General features: G+C 63.3%; 15 protein-coding genes. 11 read left to right on the top strand and 4 right to left on the bottom strand.

Annotated elements, in window-relative coordinates; all coding sequences use genetic code 11:
• Positions 1 to 51: 51 nt before the first annotated feature.
• Together FXB41_RS17085 and FXB41_RS17080 are read left to right on the top strand one after the other, a co-directional pair.
• A complete protein-coding gene (locus FXB41_RS17085) occupies positions 52 to 534 on the top strand; it encodes a (2Fe-2S)-binding protein (RefSeq protein WP_007592457.1) in 483 nt (160 codons plus the stop codon).
• Positions 534 to 4,064, top strand: a complete 3,531-nt coding sequence (locus tag FXB41_RS17080; RefSeq protein WP_219682568.1) for a molybdopterin cofactor-binding domain-containing protein — start codon at positions 534 to 536, stop codon at positions 4,062 to 4,064. The genes FXB41_RS17085 and FXB41_RS17080 overlap by 1 nt, the downstream gene beginning before the upstream one ends.
• Here the strand turns inward: FXB41_RS17080 and FXB41_RS17075 are convergent.
• On the bottom strand, positions 4,061 to 5,029 hold the full coding sequence (locus FXB41_RS17075; protein WP_007592461.1) for a catechol 2,3-dioxygenase: 969 nt from the start codon (positions 5,027 to 5,029) through the stop codon (positions 4,061 to 4,063). The genes FXB41_RS17080 and FXB41_RS17075 overlap by 4 nt on opposite strands.
• Positions 5,030 to 5,470: 441 nt before the next feature.
• Between FXB41_RS17075 and FXB41_RS17070 the strand changes: the two genes are divergently transcribed.
• From FXB41_RS17070 to FXB41_RS17060, 3 genes are all read left to right on the top strand, one after another.
• On the top strand, positions 5,471 to 7,210 hold the full coding sequence (locus FXB41_RS17070) for an ATP-binding protein (RefSeq protein ID WP_219682567.1): 1,740 nt from the start codon (positions 5,471 to 5,473) through the stop codon (positions 7,208 to 7,210).
• Positions 7,211 to 7,313: 103 nt separating this feature from the next.
• A complete protein-coding gene (locus FXB41_RS17065; RefSeq protein ID WP_219682566.1) occupies positions 7,314 to 7,892 on the top strand; it encodes a peroxidase-related enzyme in 579 nt (192 codons plus the stop codon).
• Positions 7,893 to 8,092: 200 nt separating this feature from the next.
• Positions 8,093 to 9,034: a hypothetical protein gene (locus tag FXB41_RS17060; protein WP_219682565.1), complete on the top strand. Its 942-nt coding sequence runs from the start codon at positions 8,093 to 8,095 to the stop codon at positions 9,032 to 9,034.
• Between the two features lie 17 nt (positions 9,035 to 9,051).
• Here the strand turns inward: FXB41_RS17060 and FXB41_RS17055 are convergent, their stop codons facing one another.
• Together FXB41_RS17055 and FXB41_RS17050 are read right to left on the bottom strand one after the other, a co-directional pair.
• On the bottom strand, positions 9,052 to 9,195 hold the full coding sequence (locus FXB41_RS17055; protein ID WP_007592467.1) for a hypothetical protein: 144 nt from the start codon (positions 9,193 to 9,195) through the stop codon (positions 9,052 to 9,054).
• Between the two features lie 150 nt (positions 9,196 to 9,345).
• Positions 9,346 to 9,969: a ParB-like protein gene (locus FXB41_RS17050; protein WP_211399711.1), complete on the bottom strand. Its 624-nt coding sequence runs from the start codon at positions 9,967 to 9,969 to the stop codon at positions 9,346 to 9,348.
• A gap of 270 nt (positions 9,970 to 10,239) precedes the next feature.
• Here FXB41_RS17050 and FXB41_RS17045 point away from each other — a divergent pair, with 270 nt between their 5' ends.
• The 6 genes from FXB41_RS17045 to FXB41_RS17020 all read left to right on the top strand — a co-directional run bounded on the left by FXB41_RS17045 (position 10,240) and on the right by FXB41_RS17020 (position 15,116).
• On the top strand, positions 10,240 to 10,581 hold the full coding sequence (locus FXB41_RS17045) for a hypothetical protein (RefSeq protein ID WP_007592473.1): 342 nt from the start codon (positions 10,240 to 10,242) through the stop codon (positions 10,579 to 10,581).
• Between the two features lie 246 nt (positions 10,582 to 10,827).
• A complete protein-coding gene (locus tag FXB41_RS17040; protein WP_007592476.1) occupies positions 10,828 to 11,115 on the top strand; it encodes an acyl carrier protein in 288 nt (95 codons plus the stop codon).
• Between the two features lie 10 nt (positions 11,116 to 11,125).
• Positions 11,126 to 11,596 carry a 3-hydroxyacyl-ACP dehydratase FabZ family protein gene (locus FXB41_RS17035; protein WP_007608856.1) on the top strand — a complete coding sequence of 157 codons (471 nt, stop codon included), beginning with the start codon at positions 11,126 to 11,128 and terminating at the stop codon, positions 11,594 to 11,596.
• Positions 11,593 to 12,798 (top strand): beta-ketoacyl-ACP synthase, encoded by a 1,206-nt coding sequence (locus FXB41_RS17030; RefSeq protein WP_219682564.1) that lies wholly within the window; start codon positions 11,593 to 11,595, stop codon positions 12,796 to 12,798. Before FXB41_RS17035 ends, FXB41_RS17030 begins: the two co-directional genes overlap by 4 nt.
• A gap of 99 nt (positions 12,799 to 12,897) precedes the next feature.
• On the top strand, positions 12,898 to 14,175 hold the full coding sequence (locus FXB41_RS17025; RefSeq protein ID WP_219682563.1) for a beta-ketoacyl-ACP synthase: 1,278 nt from the start codon (positions 12,898 to 12,900) through the stop codon (positions 14,173 to 14,175).
• A gap of 8 nt (positions 14,176 to 14,183) precedes the next feature.
• The gene (locus tag FXB41_RS17020; protein ID WP_219682562.1) at positions 14,184 to 15,116 is read left to right on the top strand and encodes a lipid A biosynthesis lauroyl acyltransferase; all 933 of its coding nucleotides are present in this window, start codon (positions 14,184 to 14,186) and stop codon (positions 15,114 to 15,116) included.
• 241 nt (positions 15,117 to 15,357) lie between these two features.
• On the opposite strand, the gene FXB41_RS17015 is transcribed toward FXB41_RS17020, so the two are convergent.
• Complete coding sequence (locus FXB41_RS17015) at positions 15,358 to 17,490, bottom strand: DNA/RNA non-specific endonuclease (protein WP_219682561.1); 2,133 nt, start codon at positions 17,488 to 17,490, stop codon at positions 15,358 to 15,360.
• Positions 17,491 to 17,548 lie beyond the last annotated feature (58 nt).

Raw genomic sequence — 17,548 nt, 5'->3', positions numbered from 1 at the left:
AATTCGCGAAGCTTTGGCCGCGGCGCTCAACGAGTCGACTTGGGAACGAGGATGACGCAGACACCGATCCGCCTCACCGTGAACGGCAGAATCCACGAGCTCACTGCGGCGCGAGACACGCCGCTGCTCTATGTGCTGCGCAACGATCTCGCGCTCAACGGTCCGAAATACGGTTGCGGCCTCGGTGAATGCGGCACCTGCACTGTCCTGATCGATGGCGCGGCGGCGCGCTCGTGCGTCATTCCGATCAGTGGCTGCGCCGGCCGCGACATCGTGACGCTCGAAGGGCTCGGTATCCGCGACAACCCGGATGTGGTGCAGCAGGCCTTCATCGACGAGCAGGCCGCGCAATGCGGCTATTGCCTCAATGGCATGATCATGACCACCAAGGCGCTGCTTGCGATCAACCCGCGGCCCACCGAGCAGGAGGCGCTGGCGGCGCTGCGCTACAATCTCTGTCGCTGCGGCACGCATATCGAAATTCTTCGCGCCGTGATGCGTGCGTCTGGCCAGCTCGCCGAGGCCGGTGATTGATGGCCTCCCCGCATCCGAACGGAGCTGAGCTGCAATCCGGCTCGCTCGTCGTCGTCCGCACGGTGGACGAGTGCACCTCCGAGACCTTCGTCCGCATTACCGCGGAGGGTTTGGTCAGCGCCTACAATGGTCATGTCGATCTCGGCACCGGCATCCGCACGGCGCTTGGCCAGATCGTGGCCGAGGAGTTGGATGTGTCCTTTGCCCGCGTCGTCGTCGTGCTCGGCGACACCGCAACGGTGCCGAACCAGGGCGCGACGATCGCGAGCGAGACCATCCAGATTACCGCAGTTCCCCTGCGCAAAGCCGCCGCGCAGGCGCGACACTTCCTGATCGCACGTGCGGCCGAGCACCTGGAGCTGCCGGCAGCCGATCTCAGGATCGAAGACGGCCTCGTGCGCGGGCACGACAATCGCAGCATCAGCTATGGCGAGTTGATCGGTGGAGAGACCATTCGTCTCGAGCTTGCCGACGACGTCGCCCTCAAGCCGGTGGGCGATTACGCCATTGTCGGCCAATCGATGCCCCGTGTCGACCTCCCGGCCAAGGCCACGGGCGAGCTGACCTTCGTGCACGACATCCGCGTATCCGGCATGCTGCACGGCCGCGTGGTGCGCCCGCCCTATGCCGGGGTCGACGCCGGCCCGTTCGTCGGCACCAGCCTGATTTCGGTCGACGAATCCTCGGTGCGCGACATTCCCGGCATCATGGCCGTCGTACGGATTGGCGATTTCGTCGGCGTCGTCGCGGAGCGCGAGGAGAACGCGATCCGCGCGGCGGAGCAGCTTGCGGTGAGCTGGCGACCGACGCCTGAACTGACCGATCTCGCCGACGTCGAGAACGCGCTGCGCGCCAATCCATCGACGCCGCGGACGCTGATCGACAAGGGCGACGTCGACGCTGCCATTGCCGGTGCGGCCAAACCGATGCAGCGCACTTACGTCTGGCCATATCAGATGCATGCCTCGATCGGCCCGTCTTGCGCGGTCGCCGACTTCCAGGACGGTAACATCCGTGTCTGGTCGGGCACGCAGAACCCGCACGTGCTGCGCGCAGACCTGTCGCTGCTGATCGAGCGTCCCGAGAGCGAGATCGAGGTCATCAGGTTGGAGGCCGCCGGCTGCTACGGCCGCAACTGCGCCGACGATGTCACCGCGGACGCGTTGTTGCTTTCGCGCGCGGTCGGCCGGCCCGTGCGCGTGCAGCTGACGCGCGAACAGGAGCACGCCTGGGAGCCCAAAGGCGCCGCGCAGCTCATCGACGTCAATGGCGGCCTGGACGCGGCGGGCGACGTCGCCGCCTACGATCTCGCCACGCGCTATCCGTCGAATGCCGCCCCGACGTTGGCGCTGTTGCTGACGGGGCGGATATCGCCGAGGCCGGACGTCCTCCAGATGGGCGACCGCACCGCGATCCCGCCTTACGATTACGACCACATGCGCGTCGTCGCACACGACATGGCGCCGATCGTGCGTGCGTCCTGGTTTCGCGGCGTCTCGGCCCTGCCGAACACCTTTGCGCATGAATCCTATATCGACGAGGCCGCAACCGAGGCGGGCGTCGACCCGATCGAATATCGCCTGCGTTACCTCAAGGACCAGCGCGCCGTCGATCTCGTCCATGCGGTCGCCGAGCGGGCGGGCTGGACGCCGCGGCCGGTGCGCGAAGAGAAAGACGGCGAGATCGTGCATGGGCGCGGCTTTGCCTATGCGCTCTACGTCCACAGCAAATTCCCCGGCTACGGCGCGGCGTGGTCGGCCTGGGTCACCGACGTTGCCGTGAACAAGGCCACCGGCGACGTCAGCGTGACGCGCGTGGTCGCCGGGCAGGACTCCGGATTGATGATCAACCCGGACGGCGTGCGCCACCAGATCCACGGCAACGTCATCCAGTCCACCAGCCGCGCGCTGATGGAGGAGGTCTCGTTCGAGCGCGGCGCAGTCTCGGCGCGTGAATGGGGTGCCTATCCGATCATCCCCTTCCCTGACGTGCCCAAGATCGACGTGTTGTTGCTGCCGCGGCCGGACCAGCCGCCGCTCGGCGTCGGCGAGTCCGCCTCGGTCCCAAGTGCGGCTGCGATTGCGAACGCGATCTTCGATGCCACCGGCGTGCGCTTTCGCGAGCCGCCGTTCACGCCCGAGCGTATCCTCAAGGGGCTGCACGGCGGCGCCCCAGCCACGCCGCAGGCGTTGCCCGCTCCCGCTACGCCACAGCCAGCCCGTCTCTGGGAAAATCCCTTCGCGAAACGCGCCGGCGTCTTCGCGACGATCGCGGCAGTCTGCACCGCGGCAATCGGCATCGGTGCGGCTCTTTTGCCGGGCCGGGCCATCGCGCCGATCACCCGACCCGATGCATCCGTCTATTCCGCCGCAACGATCGCGCGCGGGCAACAACTGGCCGCACTCGGCAATTGCGCGGAGTGCCACACCATGATCGGCGGTGCGCTCAACGCCGGTGGCCGCGCCCTGGGGACGCCGTTCGGCACGATCTACGCGACCAACATCACGCCAGATATCGAGACCGGAATCGGCGCCTGGTCCTATCCCGCGTTCGAGCGCGCGATGCGCGACGGGCTGCATCGCGACGGACGGCAGCTCTATCCCGCCTTCCCCTACACGCACTTTTCGAAGACTGGCGATGCCGACATGCAGGCGCTCTATGCCTATCTGATGGCGCAACCAGCAGTGCGCGCGACGCAGCCTACGAATACGCTCGCCTTCCCGTTCAATCTCCGCCCGCTGCTCGCGGGCTGGAATGCGCTGTTCCACCAGACGCGGGAGTTCAAGCCTGATCCCGCCAAATCCGAGGTCTGGAATCGTGGCGCTTATCTCGTCGAGGGCCTCGGCCATTGCAGCGGCTGCCATTCGCCGCGCAACGCACTCGGCGCCGAGCAGCGTGGCGCTTATCTCGCCGGCGGCTTTGCCGAAGGCTGGGAGGCGCCGCCGCTGACCTCGCTCTCGCATGCGCCGATCCCATGGAGCGAGGACGAGCTCTTCGCCTATTTGCGCACCGGCCACTCGCGATATCATGGCGTCGCCGCCGGACCGATGGCGCCGATCGTCAGGGATCTCGCGGCCCTGCCCGACCAGGACATCCGCGCCATGGCCGTCTATCTCAACTCGTTCAATGACGCCGCGACCGACGGGAAAGCCCAGGATGCGATTGCTCTAAAGCTCGAAGCTTCAACGCAAGTCACGATGGCGTCCTCAGCCGGCGCGCGACTCTATCAGGGCGCCTGCGCCGTCTGCCACGAGGTCGGCGGCCTGCCGCTGTTCGGCAGCCGCCCCTCGCTCGCGCTCAACAGCAATCTGCACAGCGCGACATCGGACAATCTCGTTCAAATCATCCTGCACGGCATCGCCGAGCCGGTGTCGAGCGATCTCGGCTACATGCCGGCATTCAAGAACAGCATGAGCGACGCACAGGTCGAGGAACTCGTCACGTTCCTGCGCAAGCAGTTCGCACCGGACAGGCCAGCATGGACCGGCGTGCGCGAGACAGTCACGCGCCTCCGGACCTCAGCACATTAAGCGTGCTTCTTCACGTCCACCGGCGGCGTGCCGTGAGTATGGAACGACTCGATCGTCTTCAGGCCCCACGCCTGTCCCTTCTTGCGCTCCTCCTCGGTCCACACGATCGGCTTCCAGTCGGGCGCGAGGATGAGACGGGCGCCGGCGTTGGCGACTTCGACGCGATTGCCGCCGGGCTCATAGACATAGAGGAAGAAAGTCTGCTGGATCGCGTGCTTGTGCGGGCCGGTCTCGATGTGGATGCCGTTCTCCAGGAAGATGTCGGCGGCGCGCAAGATCTCCTCGCGGCTGTCGAGCGCGTAGGTGACGTGGTGGAAGCGGCCGGGCGTGCCGGAATGGTCGAGCGAATAGGCGAAATCGTAGCTCTTGTTCGACATCGTCAGCCACATCGCCGCTTCGCGGCCGTCGTTGAGCACGATCTGCTCGGTGAGCCGACAGCCGAGATAATTCTCGAAGAACTCGCGGTTCGCCTTGATGTCCACGGCGAGGCAATTGAGGTGGTCGAGGCGCCGGACGTTGACGCCACGCGCGGGAAAGCGCTGCGCCTGGTTCTTCAGTGCGGGCTTCAGCTCGGGCGGCGCCTGATACCATTCGGTCTCGTAATAGAGCTCGACGATGTGTCCATCGGGATCGCGGCAGCGGAAGGTCGGCCCCTGCCCCATGTCGCCGTCGATCCAGCCGATGTCGAAGCCGGACCCCTTCAGCGCCGCAACGCGGCGCTCCAGCGCCTGCTGGCTGCGCGCACGCAACGCCATGTGCTCCATGCCTGACGTCTTCGACGCCGTCAGTTTGAGCGAATAGCGCTCGTAATCGTCCCAGCCGCGCAAATAGACCGACTCGCCCTTTTGTCCGCTGACGGTCATGCCCATGACGTCGACGAAGAATTTCAGGCTCTCGTCCGGCTTCGGCGTCAGCAGCTCCATGTGGCCGAGATGGGCGAGATCGAGGATCGGTTCGGGCTGCATGGTGTCCTCCAAGACGTGGCTTGCGATCCGCTGGACCGGATCCCCGCGATCCGGCGCAGGCTGTAATCCGCTCACGCGCCGGTGGCGGCACTGGGGTCGCCGGTTCATTTGTACTAATGTACAAATGATTAGGTCCCGTCAACAAATCAAACATCGCCCCCCCCGAGCGAATGACGGGCCATCCAGGATGACAACCCGCCCCCCGAACGGCGGACCGACTGCCCGAATGGTAAAATCTTCCTTAAACACTCCCAGGCCCGCCGGCCGGGAAAAAGCAGCATTTTCCGGCCGTTTCTGCCCGCAAGTATGTATTGGGAACAAACCTCGCACCCGAATTGTCGCGGATTTAACGAAGCGCCGGCGCCTGCCGTTTAACCGTTTGTCCAGCGGGGGCCGTGCATAGTCCGGGGCAACCCGTTGCTCTTGCCAGGTTCATTCATTGTGACATCCTTTGGACGCGTGATTTCAGTTCGCGGGTCGCTCGCCCGGGTCGGGCTGCTGGCTGAAAGCCGGATGCCGGTCTCGGAAGTTCGGGCCACTGTCGGCCGCTTCGTCAGCATCCGCTGCGCCAGCTCGGTCATCGTCGCCATGATCACCGAGGTGTCCTGCGAGAACCTCTCGAGCAACGACAATTTGATCGCCATCGCCTCGGTCGACCTGCTGGGCGAAATCCTCAACGCGACCGGCAAGGCCAAATTCCAGCGCGGCGTCACCAACTATCCGACCATCGGCGATTCGGTCGATCTGATCACGAGCCAGGAGCTGCGCACGATCTACGCGCCCACCGGTTCCGACCACATCAATGTCGGCTTCCTCCAGCAGGACAGCTCCGTCGTCGCCTATGTCGACATCGAGGAAATGCTCTCCAAGCACTTTGCGGTGCTGGGATCGACCGGTGTCGGCAAATCCACCGGCGTGTCGCTGTTGCTCAACGAGATCCTCAAGGCACGCCCGAACCTGCGCATCTTCCTGCTCGATGTGCACAACGAATATGGCCGCTGCTTCGGCGACCGCGCGCTGGTGCTCAACCCGCGCAATCTGAAACTGCCGTTCTGGCTGTTCAATTTCGAGGAAATCGTCGACGTGCTGTTCGGCGGCCGCGCCGGCGTGCCTGAAGAGCTCGACGTCCTCGCAGAAGTCATTCCGCTCGCCAAGGGCGTCTACACCCAATACCAGAACGCCGACCGCATCGGCTTGAAGCGCATCGATCCCAAGCAGATCGGCTACACCGTCGATACGCCGGTGCCCTATCGCCTGGTCGATCTGATGTCGCTGATCGACGAGCGCATGGGCAAGCTCGAGAACCGCTCCTCGCGCATCATCTATCACAAGCTGATCTCCCGCATCGAGGCGGTCCGCAACGACCCTCGCTACGCCTTCATGTTCGACAACGCCAATGTCGGCGGTGACACCATGGCCGAGGTGATCAGTCATCTGTTCCGCCTGCCGGCCAACGGCAAGCCGATGACGGTGATGCAGCTCGCCGGCTTCCCGGCCGAGGTCATCGATTCCGTCGTCTCGGTGCTCTGCCGCATGGCCTTCGACTTCGGCCTGTGGAGCGACGGCGTTTCGCCGATGCTGTTCGTCTGCGAAGAGGCTCACCGCTACGCCTCCGCCGATCGCAATGTCGGCTTCGGGCCGACCCGCAAGGCGGTGTCGCGCATCGCCAAGGAAGGCCGCAAATACGGCGTCTATCTCGGCCTCATCACCCAGCGTCCGGCCGAGCTCGACGCCACCATCATTTCCCAGTGCAACACGCTGTTCACGATGCGTCTTGCCAACGAGCGCGACCAGGCGCTGCTGCGCGCCGCGGTGTCGGATGCAGCCGCGAACCTGCTTTCGTTCGTGCCCTCGCTCGGTACCCGCGAAGTGCTGGCGTTCGGCGAAGGTGTCGCACTGCCGACGCGGCTGCGCTTCAAGGAGGTACCGCCGCATCAATTGCCGCGCGGCGAAGCCACCATCAGCAGCGTGCCGTCCGTCACCTCCGGTCACGACATGCATTTCGTCGGCGCCGTGCTCGAGCGCTGGCGCGGTGCCACCTCGCAGCGCGACGTGCCGAACGATCCGTTGTTCTCGGCGCCGCCCGCGAAGACGCTCTCCAACGTCGAAGCCCCGATGCTGCAACCGTCGATGGGGTTGGATCCGGACCGCTTCTCGCTGCTGAAGAAGCCGCTGCGGTAAAGCAACACTCGTTTTCCAGCTCCGGCATTGCCAGCCCGGCGTCACGTTGAGCATGGCACCGGCATCGACTATGGTTGCCGGCCCCAAGCCGGAATCCATGCCCATGACAAAGCCCGCGCAACGCTTCCCCGCTCCCGCCCTCGATGCGCTCCCTGACGACATCCGCACGCGTCTCCTCGGCGTGCAGGAGAAGAGCGGCTTCGTGCCGAACGTGTTCTTGACGCTGGCCTACCGCCCGGACGAGTTCCGCGCCTTCTTCGCCTACCATGACGCGCTGATGGAGAAGGACGGCGGCCTCACCAAAGCCGAACGCGAGATGATCGTGGTCGCGACCTCGGCGGCCAATCAGTGCCAGTATTGCGTGATCGCGCATGGCGCGATCCTGCGTATCCGCGCCAAGAACCCGCTGATCGCGGACCAGATCGCCACGAACTACCGCAAGGCCGACATCACGCCGCGGCAAAAGGCGATGCTCGACTTCGCGATGAAGGTCTCGGCCGATGCGCAGCGGATTTCCGAGGATGATTTCACCGCGCTCGCGCCGCATGGCTTCAGCGACGACGACATCTGGGACATCGCCGCAATCTCAGCCTTCTTCGCACTGTCGAACCGGTTGGCGAATTTCACCGGTATGCGGCCGAATGACGAATTCTATCTGATGGGACGGCTGCCGAAGAAATGACCGACTGCCGCGAACGCGGTAAGGACCGGGTCGCCGACAAATGCAGCGGATGAGTTCCCGTTTGACGGGAACTCTGTGTTTTCGCAATCGCATACGTTTTATTAAGAATCTCACCCTCAACTAGCACAAACGCTTTGGCACAACTTACGTAGTTTCCGTCACCGGAGACGTGGATGAGTCGTGCCTGTTGGGGGCTTCTCATGAACGTGCGGGCATTTGTTGTCGCGACCTGTATCGGCACGGCATTCTTCGCGGCCGGATACGCCTGGAACTATCAGCCGGAGATCATCAACGCGAACGAGATATGGAGCATGTTCGAATCGGAGCATGGCAAGGCGCGGGCTGCCGTCTTGCGCGTCCTCATTGCGCCGAATTCAGCTCACTTCAACGGCCTGCGAACGATCGATGCAGACAAAGCAAGATACGTATGCGGCTCCGTAAAGGCGATGGATAAGGAGAGGCAGTATGTCGAGGCCGCGTTCGTTTACACTGTCGCGATCGATTTTGCCCGTATCGACGACGACGGCCGGATGACGTCGCAGCGCTCTGCTTACAGGCCCTGCCCAGACGCGGCCGACGACAAAATTGCCGACCAGAACACGCTGATATCGCCAGGCGCGCTGTCGATGATCAAGACCGTCGAAAAAATCATCCCCAAGTCCAGCGGCGGAACGATGGAACAACAGCTTGGCCAGCTGGCCGGACAGACAGCGGCGGTCGCGCCAGGTTCGGCGGTCGCGCGGAGATCGGCCGGCTCATCGGGTTCGGCAGGCTCCGCAGGGGCAGGATGGGCGCCAGCAGCCCAGCATTCGAGTTCGGGCGTGGAGGCACGACAAGCAGATGAACTGACGTGGCGTGTCGACCAGCCGCCGAATGCATGGCCGAATTTCCCGTCGGACCATCCGCTGGCGAAATCGACCCAGAAGCGGACGAGCGCCGAGGCCATGGCTTTCGCGAAAGATATCGAGGGTCGATGGGAGGACGCCAAATCATCCGGCGTTCCGGCCAAGCGTCCTTCGCCTGAGGAGATCAAGGAAGCATGCCGCGCGCTTCTTACGATCGATCCCACGGACAAGGATTATCCGCGGGCCTGGGCCGCCTTTGTGCGGCTGCGCAAAATCGATCGCGACGCTGCTGGTTGAACCGGCGTGAATCTGTCCTAGCGGTTCGCCATCAACTCGAGCGCCGGGGCAAAGCGCTCTGAAAACGTCAATGTCTTGGCATGGTGAACTGCCGCGAACGATGCCGATATCCCGGCTGAAGCGACCACGAGCAGGGCAACGGCGAAAACCAGACGGCGCATTTCGGCCTCCTATGAGAGCTCGACAATCCCAACAGATGGCACGGTTTTGTTTCAGCACGGCTTCGCGCGGACGGAAGATGGTTTCGCTCAAGAGGCTGTGATCAGATCAGGTTTGCGCAGCTGCATGCCGTACTGCTGCGAGCGTTGGGTCTAATCATCCTCCGCTGGCCCACACCAGCCGGGCAGATAGATCGCATCCTTGCTCTTGGCTGAGGACATCGCCTTCTCGAGTGCCTTGTCGAAATTGGCATCCACAGCCTTGCGCGACAGCTTTCGGCGCAGATAATCGGCCCACAGGAATTCGGAGAACGGCGTGGTGTCCTTGGCGAAGCCGCCCATGCGGCGCAGCTCGCCGGCAAGGCTCCGGAAGGGATCATCCTTGAGATCGACGACGGATTTGGGCAAATCGCGGAACGGTCGCCGTTCACCCTTGGCGTCGTAGGGGTAAACCCAGCGCTTGTTGTCCATGACGCCCCAGAAAGCTTCGCGCTCGACCATCCTGAGGTCGCCGACGATGGTGACCAGCACCTCCTTGACGCCCTCGTCGTGCAGCGCGCGACCGAGATGATGATGGTCGATCACGTAATAGCGCTCGTCGGGGCCGTGCACGACGGGGATCATATGCTTGCCGAGCAGATCGGCCTGCTTCTTCTTGTCGTGCTCGCGCCAGCGCTTGCGCTTCTCCTTGACCTCGCGCATTCCGACCGTCATCTGCGTCGGCCGCAGCGACAGGATCGACACCGGATGCACTCTCGGTTCGCGCGTATTGGTCATGGTCGAAAGGCCTTTAACATGGTTGCAACTGCGTGGTCAGGTTCCCTGGACTATGCCATGGGCATCGCGCCGGCAAATGCATTCGGTTCGGTGGGGATTATTGCATCGCACCCTCTGCATGCCGGAACGACCACGGTTCCACGATCCTTCGTTCGCAGCCCTGCAGGATAGTGCGGACGCGCAATGCACGTGCGCGTTGAGAAGATTTTCTGCAACGCGTTCACCACGTATGCTATCTAAAAATCGCTGCTTCGGAGTGATCTCTGCACCATGACAACCCAGCGGCCCATAAGCTCGGATGACGAGCACCGGGTGCTCCAGTTCAGGCCGCGCACCTCGCCTTCCCCGACGGGCTACCGCGGCAACGGTAGCGTGCAGCAATTGCGCGTCGCGCCCGAGCCGCTCGACCTGTCGCGCTACGAGCAGCCCCGCACTGAACCGGACGATTTCCGCCATCGCATGCTCGCCAACATCGCGGCGCTGGCCTTCACCATCGCACTGACCGCGATCGGGATATGGCTCGCGGTGAGCATCGCCGACCTGCGTCGGACCCAGGATTGCGTGCTGATGGGCCGCCGCGACTGCGTGAAGATCACGACGCCGCACATCTAGGCAAGGCGTCTGGCGAGCAAGACGTCTGGCGAGGCCGCCGGCGGTACTTCGGCGGAAACGGCTCAGCCGGGCATCCCTGCCCTGTCCCCACACCCGCCGGCTCCATTGAACTCAGGGCGGCGCTCCGATATACGGGCTTTCGACCCGGCCAGAGGGGGGTTGAGGGCGTCATCGGGGCGCGATGCCCACCCACCGTTCCACTCTGGACAATCTGACAAATATCTGCAAAATATCAAAGGCTTAGTGATGTCCTCCACATTCGATCAGGTCGCTACGATCATCGCTGAAACCTGCGACATCCCGCGCGACACGATCACGCCGGATAGCCATGCCATCGATGACCTCGGCATCGACAGCCTCGATTTCCTGGACATCGCGTTCGCGATCGACAAGCAGTTCGGTATCAAGCTGCCGCTGGAGAAGTGGACCCAGGAGGTCAACGACGGCAAAGCGACCACCGAGCAGTACTTCGTGCTGAAAAACCTGTGTGCCCGCATCGACGAACTGGTTGCGGCCAAGGGCGCGAGCGCCTAAGCGCGCGGTCATGCAACTCGAATACTTTCACATGATAGATCGCGTCGTCGACCTCAACGTCGACGCGAAGACGATTGTCGTCGAGGCTCAGGTCCCGATGGAAAGCACCATCTTCGAGGGGCACTTCCCGGGCTATCCCCTGATGCCCGGCGTGCTCCTGATCGAATCGATGGCGCAGGCCTCGGGCTGGCTTCAGCTTGGCGTGCTCAAATTCGAGCGCATGCCGATCCTGGCTGCCGTCAAGGAGGCCAAGGTCCGCGGCTCGGTCTTCCCCGGCGATCTCATGAGCATCGAGGCGAGCCTGGCCCATCAGGGCTCGGGCTACGCCGTGACCGAAGCCAAGATCAAGGTCGGCGGCAAGCTGCGCGCGAATTCGACGCTGACCTTCACGCAGATTCCCTTTCCCCATGCGGATATGCGCGCCCACATGGACGCGGTCGCCAAACGCGTCGGCTTTCCGCAACAGGCCGTATCGCCATGACCGAGACTGCTTCGAAGCCCGCCCAGACGGAAGTCTGGATCACCGGCATTGGCCTGGCCACCTCGCTCGGCGAGGGCCTGGACGCCAACTGGGCCGCGCTTCAGGAGAAGCGTATCAATGTCGACGAGAAGGGGTTTGCGCCCTACATCGTGCACCCCCTGATGCCTGTTACCTTCGACAGCCAGATTCCGAAGAAGGGCGACCAGCGCCAGATGGAAGCCTGGCAGCGCATCGGCACCTATGCGGCCGGGCTTGCGCTCGACTCCGCCGGGATCAAGGGCAACAAGGACATCCTGTCGAAGATCGACATGGTGGTCGCCGCCGGCGGCGGCGAGCGCGATCTCAACGTCGACACCGGCGTGCTCACGGCCGAGGCCAAGGGCGCCAACGCGCCCGGCTTCCTCAACGAGCGGCTGATGAGCGATCTCAGGCCGACGCTGTTCTTGGCCCAGCTCTCCAACCTGCTCGCCGGCAATATCGCCATCGTGCATGGCATTGGCGGCACCTCGCGCACCTTCATGGGTGAAGAGGTTGCCGGCGCCGATGCCGCCCGCATTGCATTGTCGCGCATCGCCTCCGGCGAGAGCGACATCGCGTTGATCGGCGGCTCGCACAATGGCGAGCGCAAGGACCTGATGGTCCTCTACGAATTCGGCGACTTCAATCTGAAGGACAAGTTCGCCCCCGTGTGGGCGCGCAAGGACCACGCCGGCTTCGCGCTCGGCTCCGCTGGCGCGTTTCTGGTGTTGGAATCGAAGGCGCATGCGGAAGCGCGCGGCGCAAAGCCATTCGCAAAGCTGTCGAGCGTCGTTGCCGACCTTGCCCGGCGCAAGACCCCCGGCGACATGACCGCGACGCTGGAGAAGCTTTGGGCAAAGTTGCCGAAGCGCGACGGCAAGGGCGCGATCATATCGGGTGCGACCGGCGCTGAGCCGGCGACATCAGAAGAGCGCGGCTTCCTGAAGGGCCACGCCGAGTTCCCGGTGCGCTCGACCGGCACGATGTTCGGCCACACCATGGAGACGCAATTCCCGCTCGGCATCGCGCTCGCCGCGCTGTCGATCTCGCGCGGCGCCCTGTTTCCGCCGAACGATTCCACGGGCACCGAGATTGAAATGCAGGGAGCGCCCACCCAGATTGTGGTGGTGGGGGCCGGACACTGGCGCGGCGAAGGCATGGCGCTGGTCGAGGCAGTAAGCTAAAGCGCGTTGCGCTTTGGCAGGTTATTGTTTGGGCATGATCTTCTCGAAAAACCGCGTCACGCTTTTTCGGATCTTGCTCCAGCTCAAGCGGGGATCGACATGACTGCACCACGCGACAAACTCGGGCGTCCCGTCGTCGTCGTCACCGGCATGGGCATCATGACCTCGCTCGGCAACGGCAAGACCGACAATTGGGCGAAGCTCGTCGCCGGCGAATCCGGCATCCGCACCATCACGCGCTTTCCGGTCGACGGCCTGAAAACCACGATGGCCGGCACGGTGGATTTCGTCAGCGTCGATCCGTTCTCCTCCACCGCCCTGTCCGAGCGGATGGCCGAACTGGTGACGCAGGAGGCGCTGGACCAGGCCGGCATCGGCGCCAAGGCGGATTTCCCGGGTCCTCTCTTCCTTGCGGTCGCACCTGTCGAAGTCGAATGGCCGCAGCGCCGCGAGCTCGGCCGCGCCGTCGGTAAGCTCGACTTCAACTACGACGATCTGCTGCGCATCTCCGGCGGCGGCAAGTACAGCGCCTATCACCACCGCTTCATGTTCGGTTCGGTCGCGGCCTACCTCGCCGAGACCTTCGGCACCAAGGGCTCGCCGATCTCGTTGTCGACGGCCTGCGCTTCGGGCGCGACCTCGATCCAACTCGGCGTCGAGGCGATCCGCCGCGGCGAAACCGATGCCGCGCTGTGCGTGGCGACCGACGGCACCGTGAATCCGGAGGCGCTCGTGCGCTTCTCGCTGCTCTCGGCGCTGTCGACCCAGAATGACCCGCCGCAGGCGGCCTCCCGTCCCTTCTCCAAGAACCGCGACGGTTTTGTCATGGCCGAAGGCGCAGGTGCGCTGGTGCTCGAAAGCTATGAAGCCGCCGCCGCGCGCGGCGCAAAAATCCTCGGCGTGATCGCCGGCTGCGGCGAGCTCACCGATTCCTTCCATCGCACCCGCTCGTCGCCCGACGGCAAGCCGATCATCGGCTGCATGAACAAGACGCTGGCCGATGCCAGCATGACGCCGGACCAGATCGACCACATCAACGCGCACGGCACCGCGACGCCCGAGAACGACAAGATGGAATACAATACGACATCGGCCGTGTTCGGCGAACTCGTGTCGAAGATTCCGGTTACCTCCAACAAGTCGATGGTCGGCCACACCATCTCGGCCGCCGGCGCGGTCGAGGCGATCTTCTCGCTGCTCACGCTGGAGCATCAGCGCATCCCGCCGACGATCAACTACGACAATCCGGATCCCACGATCCTGTTCGACGTCGTCGGCAACAAGGCACGCGATGCCCGCGTCACCGCGGTGATGTCGAACTCGTTCGGCTTCGGCGGCCAGAACGCCTCGCTGATCCTGACCCGCGAACCGGCCTGACCGGACGCATGGCGCTGCTTCCTGCGAGGACGAAGGCGCGCGCGCGGCAGACGGCCAAATCGATCGGTGGAGGCCTGATCGGGGCTGCCACCGTCGGCATGTTGCGCACCACGCGTTACTTCGATCCGGCCAAGACCTCGGACTTTTTCGCACGCGCCACCAGGCTGATCGGGCCGCGCCTTCGCGAGCACCGCATCGGCCGCGCCAATCTCACCGCCGCCTTTCCGGACAAGTCGCCCGAGGAAATCGAATCCATCCTGATGGGCGTCTGGGACAATCTCGGCCGCGTCGGCGCCGAATTCGCCCACATGGACCACGTCTGGGATTATGACCGCGATCATCCCGACAACAGCCGGATCGAACTGCCCGACCGCAGCATCGAGCTGTTCGACCGCATCCGCGACGACGGCAAGCCGGCGCTGATCTTCGCCGCGCATCTGGCCAATTGGGAATTGCCGGCGCTCGCCGCCGTCGCACACGGGCTCGATGCGGCGATCCTCTACCGCCGCCCGAACATCGCCTCCGCCGACCGCATCATCCAGGAGATGCGCCAGGTCAACATGGGCACACTGATCCCCGCGGGGCGCGACGCGCCGCTGCGGCTCGCGCAGGCGCTCAAAGACGGCAAGCACGTCGCGATGCTGATCGACCAATATCTGACCGGCGGCGTCGAGGTCACCTTCTTCGGCCGCAAGACCCGCGCCAATCCAATGCTGGCGCGCCTGTTGCGCCAGGTCGAATGCCCGATCCACGGCGTCCGCGTCATCCGCCTGCCCGGCGGCCGCTTCACCGCCGAGATCACCGAAGAGGTCCAGCCGGTGCGCGACGCCGACGGCAAGATCGACATCCAGGGCACGACCCAGGCGATCACGAGCGTGGTGGAAGGCTGGGTGCGCGAGCATCCCGAGCAGTGGCTGTGGCTGCACCGAAGGTGGCGGTAGGCGCTCGATCGTCTTTCCGGGACGATGCGAAAGCATCGAACCCGGAATCTCGAGATTCCGGGTCTGGTGCTGACGCACCATCCCGGATGACGGAGAACTCACCGCTCCGGCAGTTCCGCGCCGACTTCGGCCTGAACGACGCGACCCCAGGCTGCGATACAGATCGGACTTGCGCGTTCTTCATCGGCGGCGAGACGTTGAGCCAGGTCGTGCCGGGCCGCAGCCGCGCAGTCGGTCGCAATCAGGCTCCGGCTTGTGCCTTGGCATCGGCGGCCAGAAGTCTTTCATCAAAAGTGACACCTGCAAGCTCGGCAATTTCGGCAAGTGGCCGCTGATACCGAGCATACTGACCGGGGGCAAACTCGATGCCGAAATCGTCGACCACGTTCTTCTGACTAAGAAGGAAGCCGTAGGTTAAGAGCCGCGATCGGCTTCCAGCGTCCTTGGCGGCCACCGCCACAACCTTCCAGAACAGAACAGGGTAAGCGATCGGTCCTGAGCCGAAGTCCGCCGTTGGATCATCGGCGGCGAGGATCGGCCCAGCGATGATGCAAGCCCTCGTATCATCGTGCTGCAGGCTCTTTTGAATATAGGCCTCGAAGCCGCCCCACAGGCCCTTGATGCCGCCGTACGCCGACCCGGGGGACTCACGATTGAAAGCCTGGTGCTGTGGCGTGCAATTCGTCCAATGAAAGGTGTCCGAGTTCGAGAACTCGAGTTCTTTTGCGGTTTCGCCCCAGGCGCTATCCTCGCGGCGAACGATATGTCCACGATCGATCTGCCCGGCAGGCTTATAGAAATCTGGATCGGCAATTTGGAATTTGTTGGGTATCCGCGGATCGGCGACCCAGCGGTCGGTTCCGAAAAATGCCCGACCATTTTGTTTTCGAAGATCGGGATTGTAGTCCACATTTGCGGCCGACCACATCTGGAGCCTACGAGCTTTATTCATCGCAAGGCTATAGTGGTGATATTTGAGAATTAGGATTTCACCATTTTCCTTGTACATCTCGCCAGACCGCGCGGCCACGATTCCTGGAACGGGTACGACCACGTCAGTACCCAAGAATGCTTCTTGATAACCCTCGCGATCCTCATAGTTCGGATCGAACCGCAACGTCTTTTCGAGGGCGGCGACAGCGGACTCCGCACCCGGCTGTGGCGGAGCCGTTTGCTCCGCATAAACATGGATGGTGACAGGGCCACTAAAATTCATGTTTGTACCGGACATGCTTCTCTCCTCAAATGCCACTCTTTGGGTTAGTAATTGGTTGTTTTCCGAGCCGCCAGAGCTTGCCGCAAAGACACTGGTAGGAGCGGCTCCCCTCAGCATTTGACTGACATCATCGGCGGGGTCCGTCGTGCCCGCGAGCAGATCGCTTAGGATTTTCGCCTGTTTGGCATCGGTCAATTTGACCTTGCCCAACGCCTGGACGATTGAGCTGATGCGGATACCCTCGTTGGCGACCCAATGAACCTTGTCTTCACCCATATCTTCGGTCCAGACGGAGCCATCGGTTGCGACGATGTCATCGCCCCGCATTTCAGGTATCCCGGCGTGGTGAAGGGCAACCAGTTCCCACGCCTCACTGAAGGCCGGCGATCCTGATGATCCCTCCAAAGTATCGGTCTCGTAATGTAGGAAGCCTTCATCGAGAACGTCGAGCAGCCGGTTGTTCATGATGGCATATTGCTTGCCACCGCCGTCAGGATACTGGATCACCTCAATGGGGTAGCCCTTGAGGACTTTGGACGTTGCCTCCGAGAGCGGGATTGCTCCGAGGCTCTCGATCGGCTCACCCGTATTCGCGATGGGGCTAACCCCGACCAAGGCAAAATCAAGATGATTGTCACAGACAAAGAAGCTGCTGGCATCGATCGCAAACGTCACACCCACCTTGAGACCATGCTCGTCGAACTCGTGCAAGAAATTGGCGCCAGTACCGTGAGACGAGGCTGCATCTGGAAACACGTGACAGTTCGTCAAAAGCAGCCTCGGCGAGACCAGGAACCCCGACGCAAACCCCTCCGGTTGGACCCTTGGATCGACAGAGCTGACGATGCGAGCGACGGGTCGCCCAACCTTGCGGGCCGCCTCGCTCGGTGCCATTGAAATCAAGTCGAGTGTCGGACCAATTTTTCGCTCGATGAAGATTGGAAGTCGGCCTCGTTCGCGGAGATTGGCGGCATGCGCCAGAAGGTCTTGCCGTACGGCAAACCTCGCCTGCCGCATCGGACTGTCCGCCGTGCCCGGCCCCGAACGCGCGATCGTAGCGGCATCGGACGTTCGGCTCTGTGTGCGGGCTTGCCAGCGTTTGGCGGCAGTGCGCACGACTTCTAATCTGCGGTCGCGGGCTCTATCGATTTCAGACATGTCGCCTCCGAAGACAGGTTAGATGTCGCAAGTTTCATTTATGCGACAATCAGAGCGA

It is taken from the genome of Bradyrhizobium canariense, assembly GCF_019402665.1.
Lineage (GTDB): Bacteria > Pseudomonadota > Alphaproteobacteria > Rhizobiales > Xanthobacteraceae > Bradyrhizobium > Bradyrhizobium canariense.
Note: the sequence above shows the minus strand (reverse complement) of the source record. Positions and strands in the feature narration are given on the sequence as shown.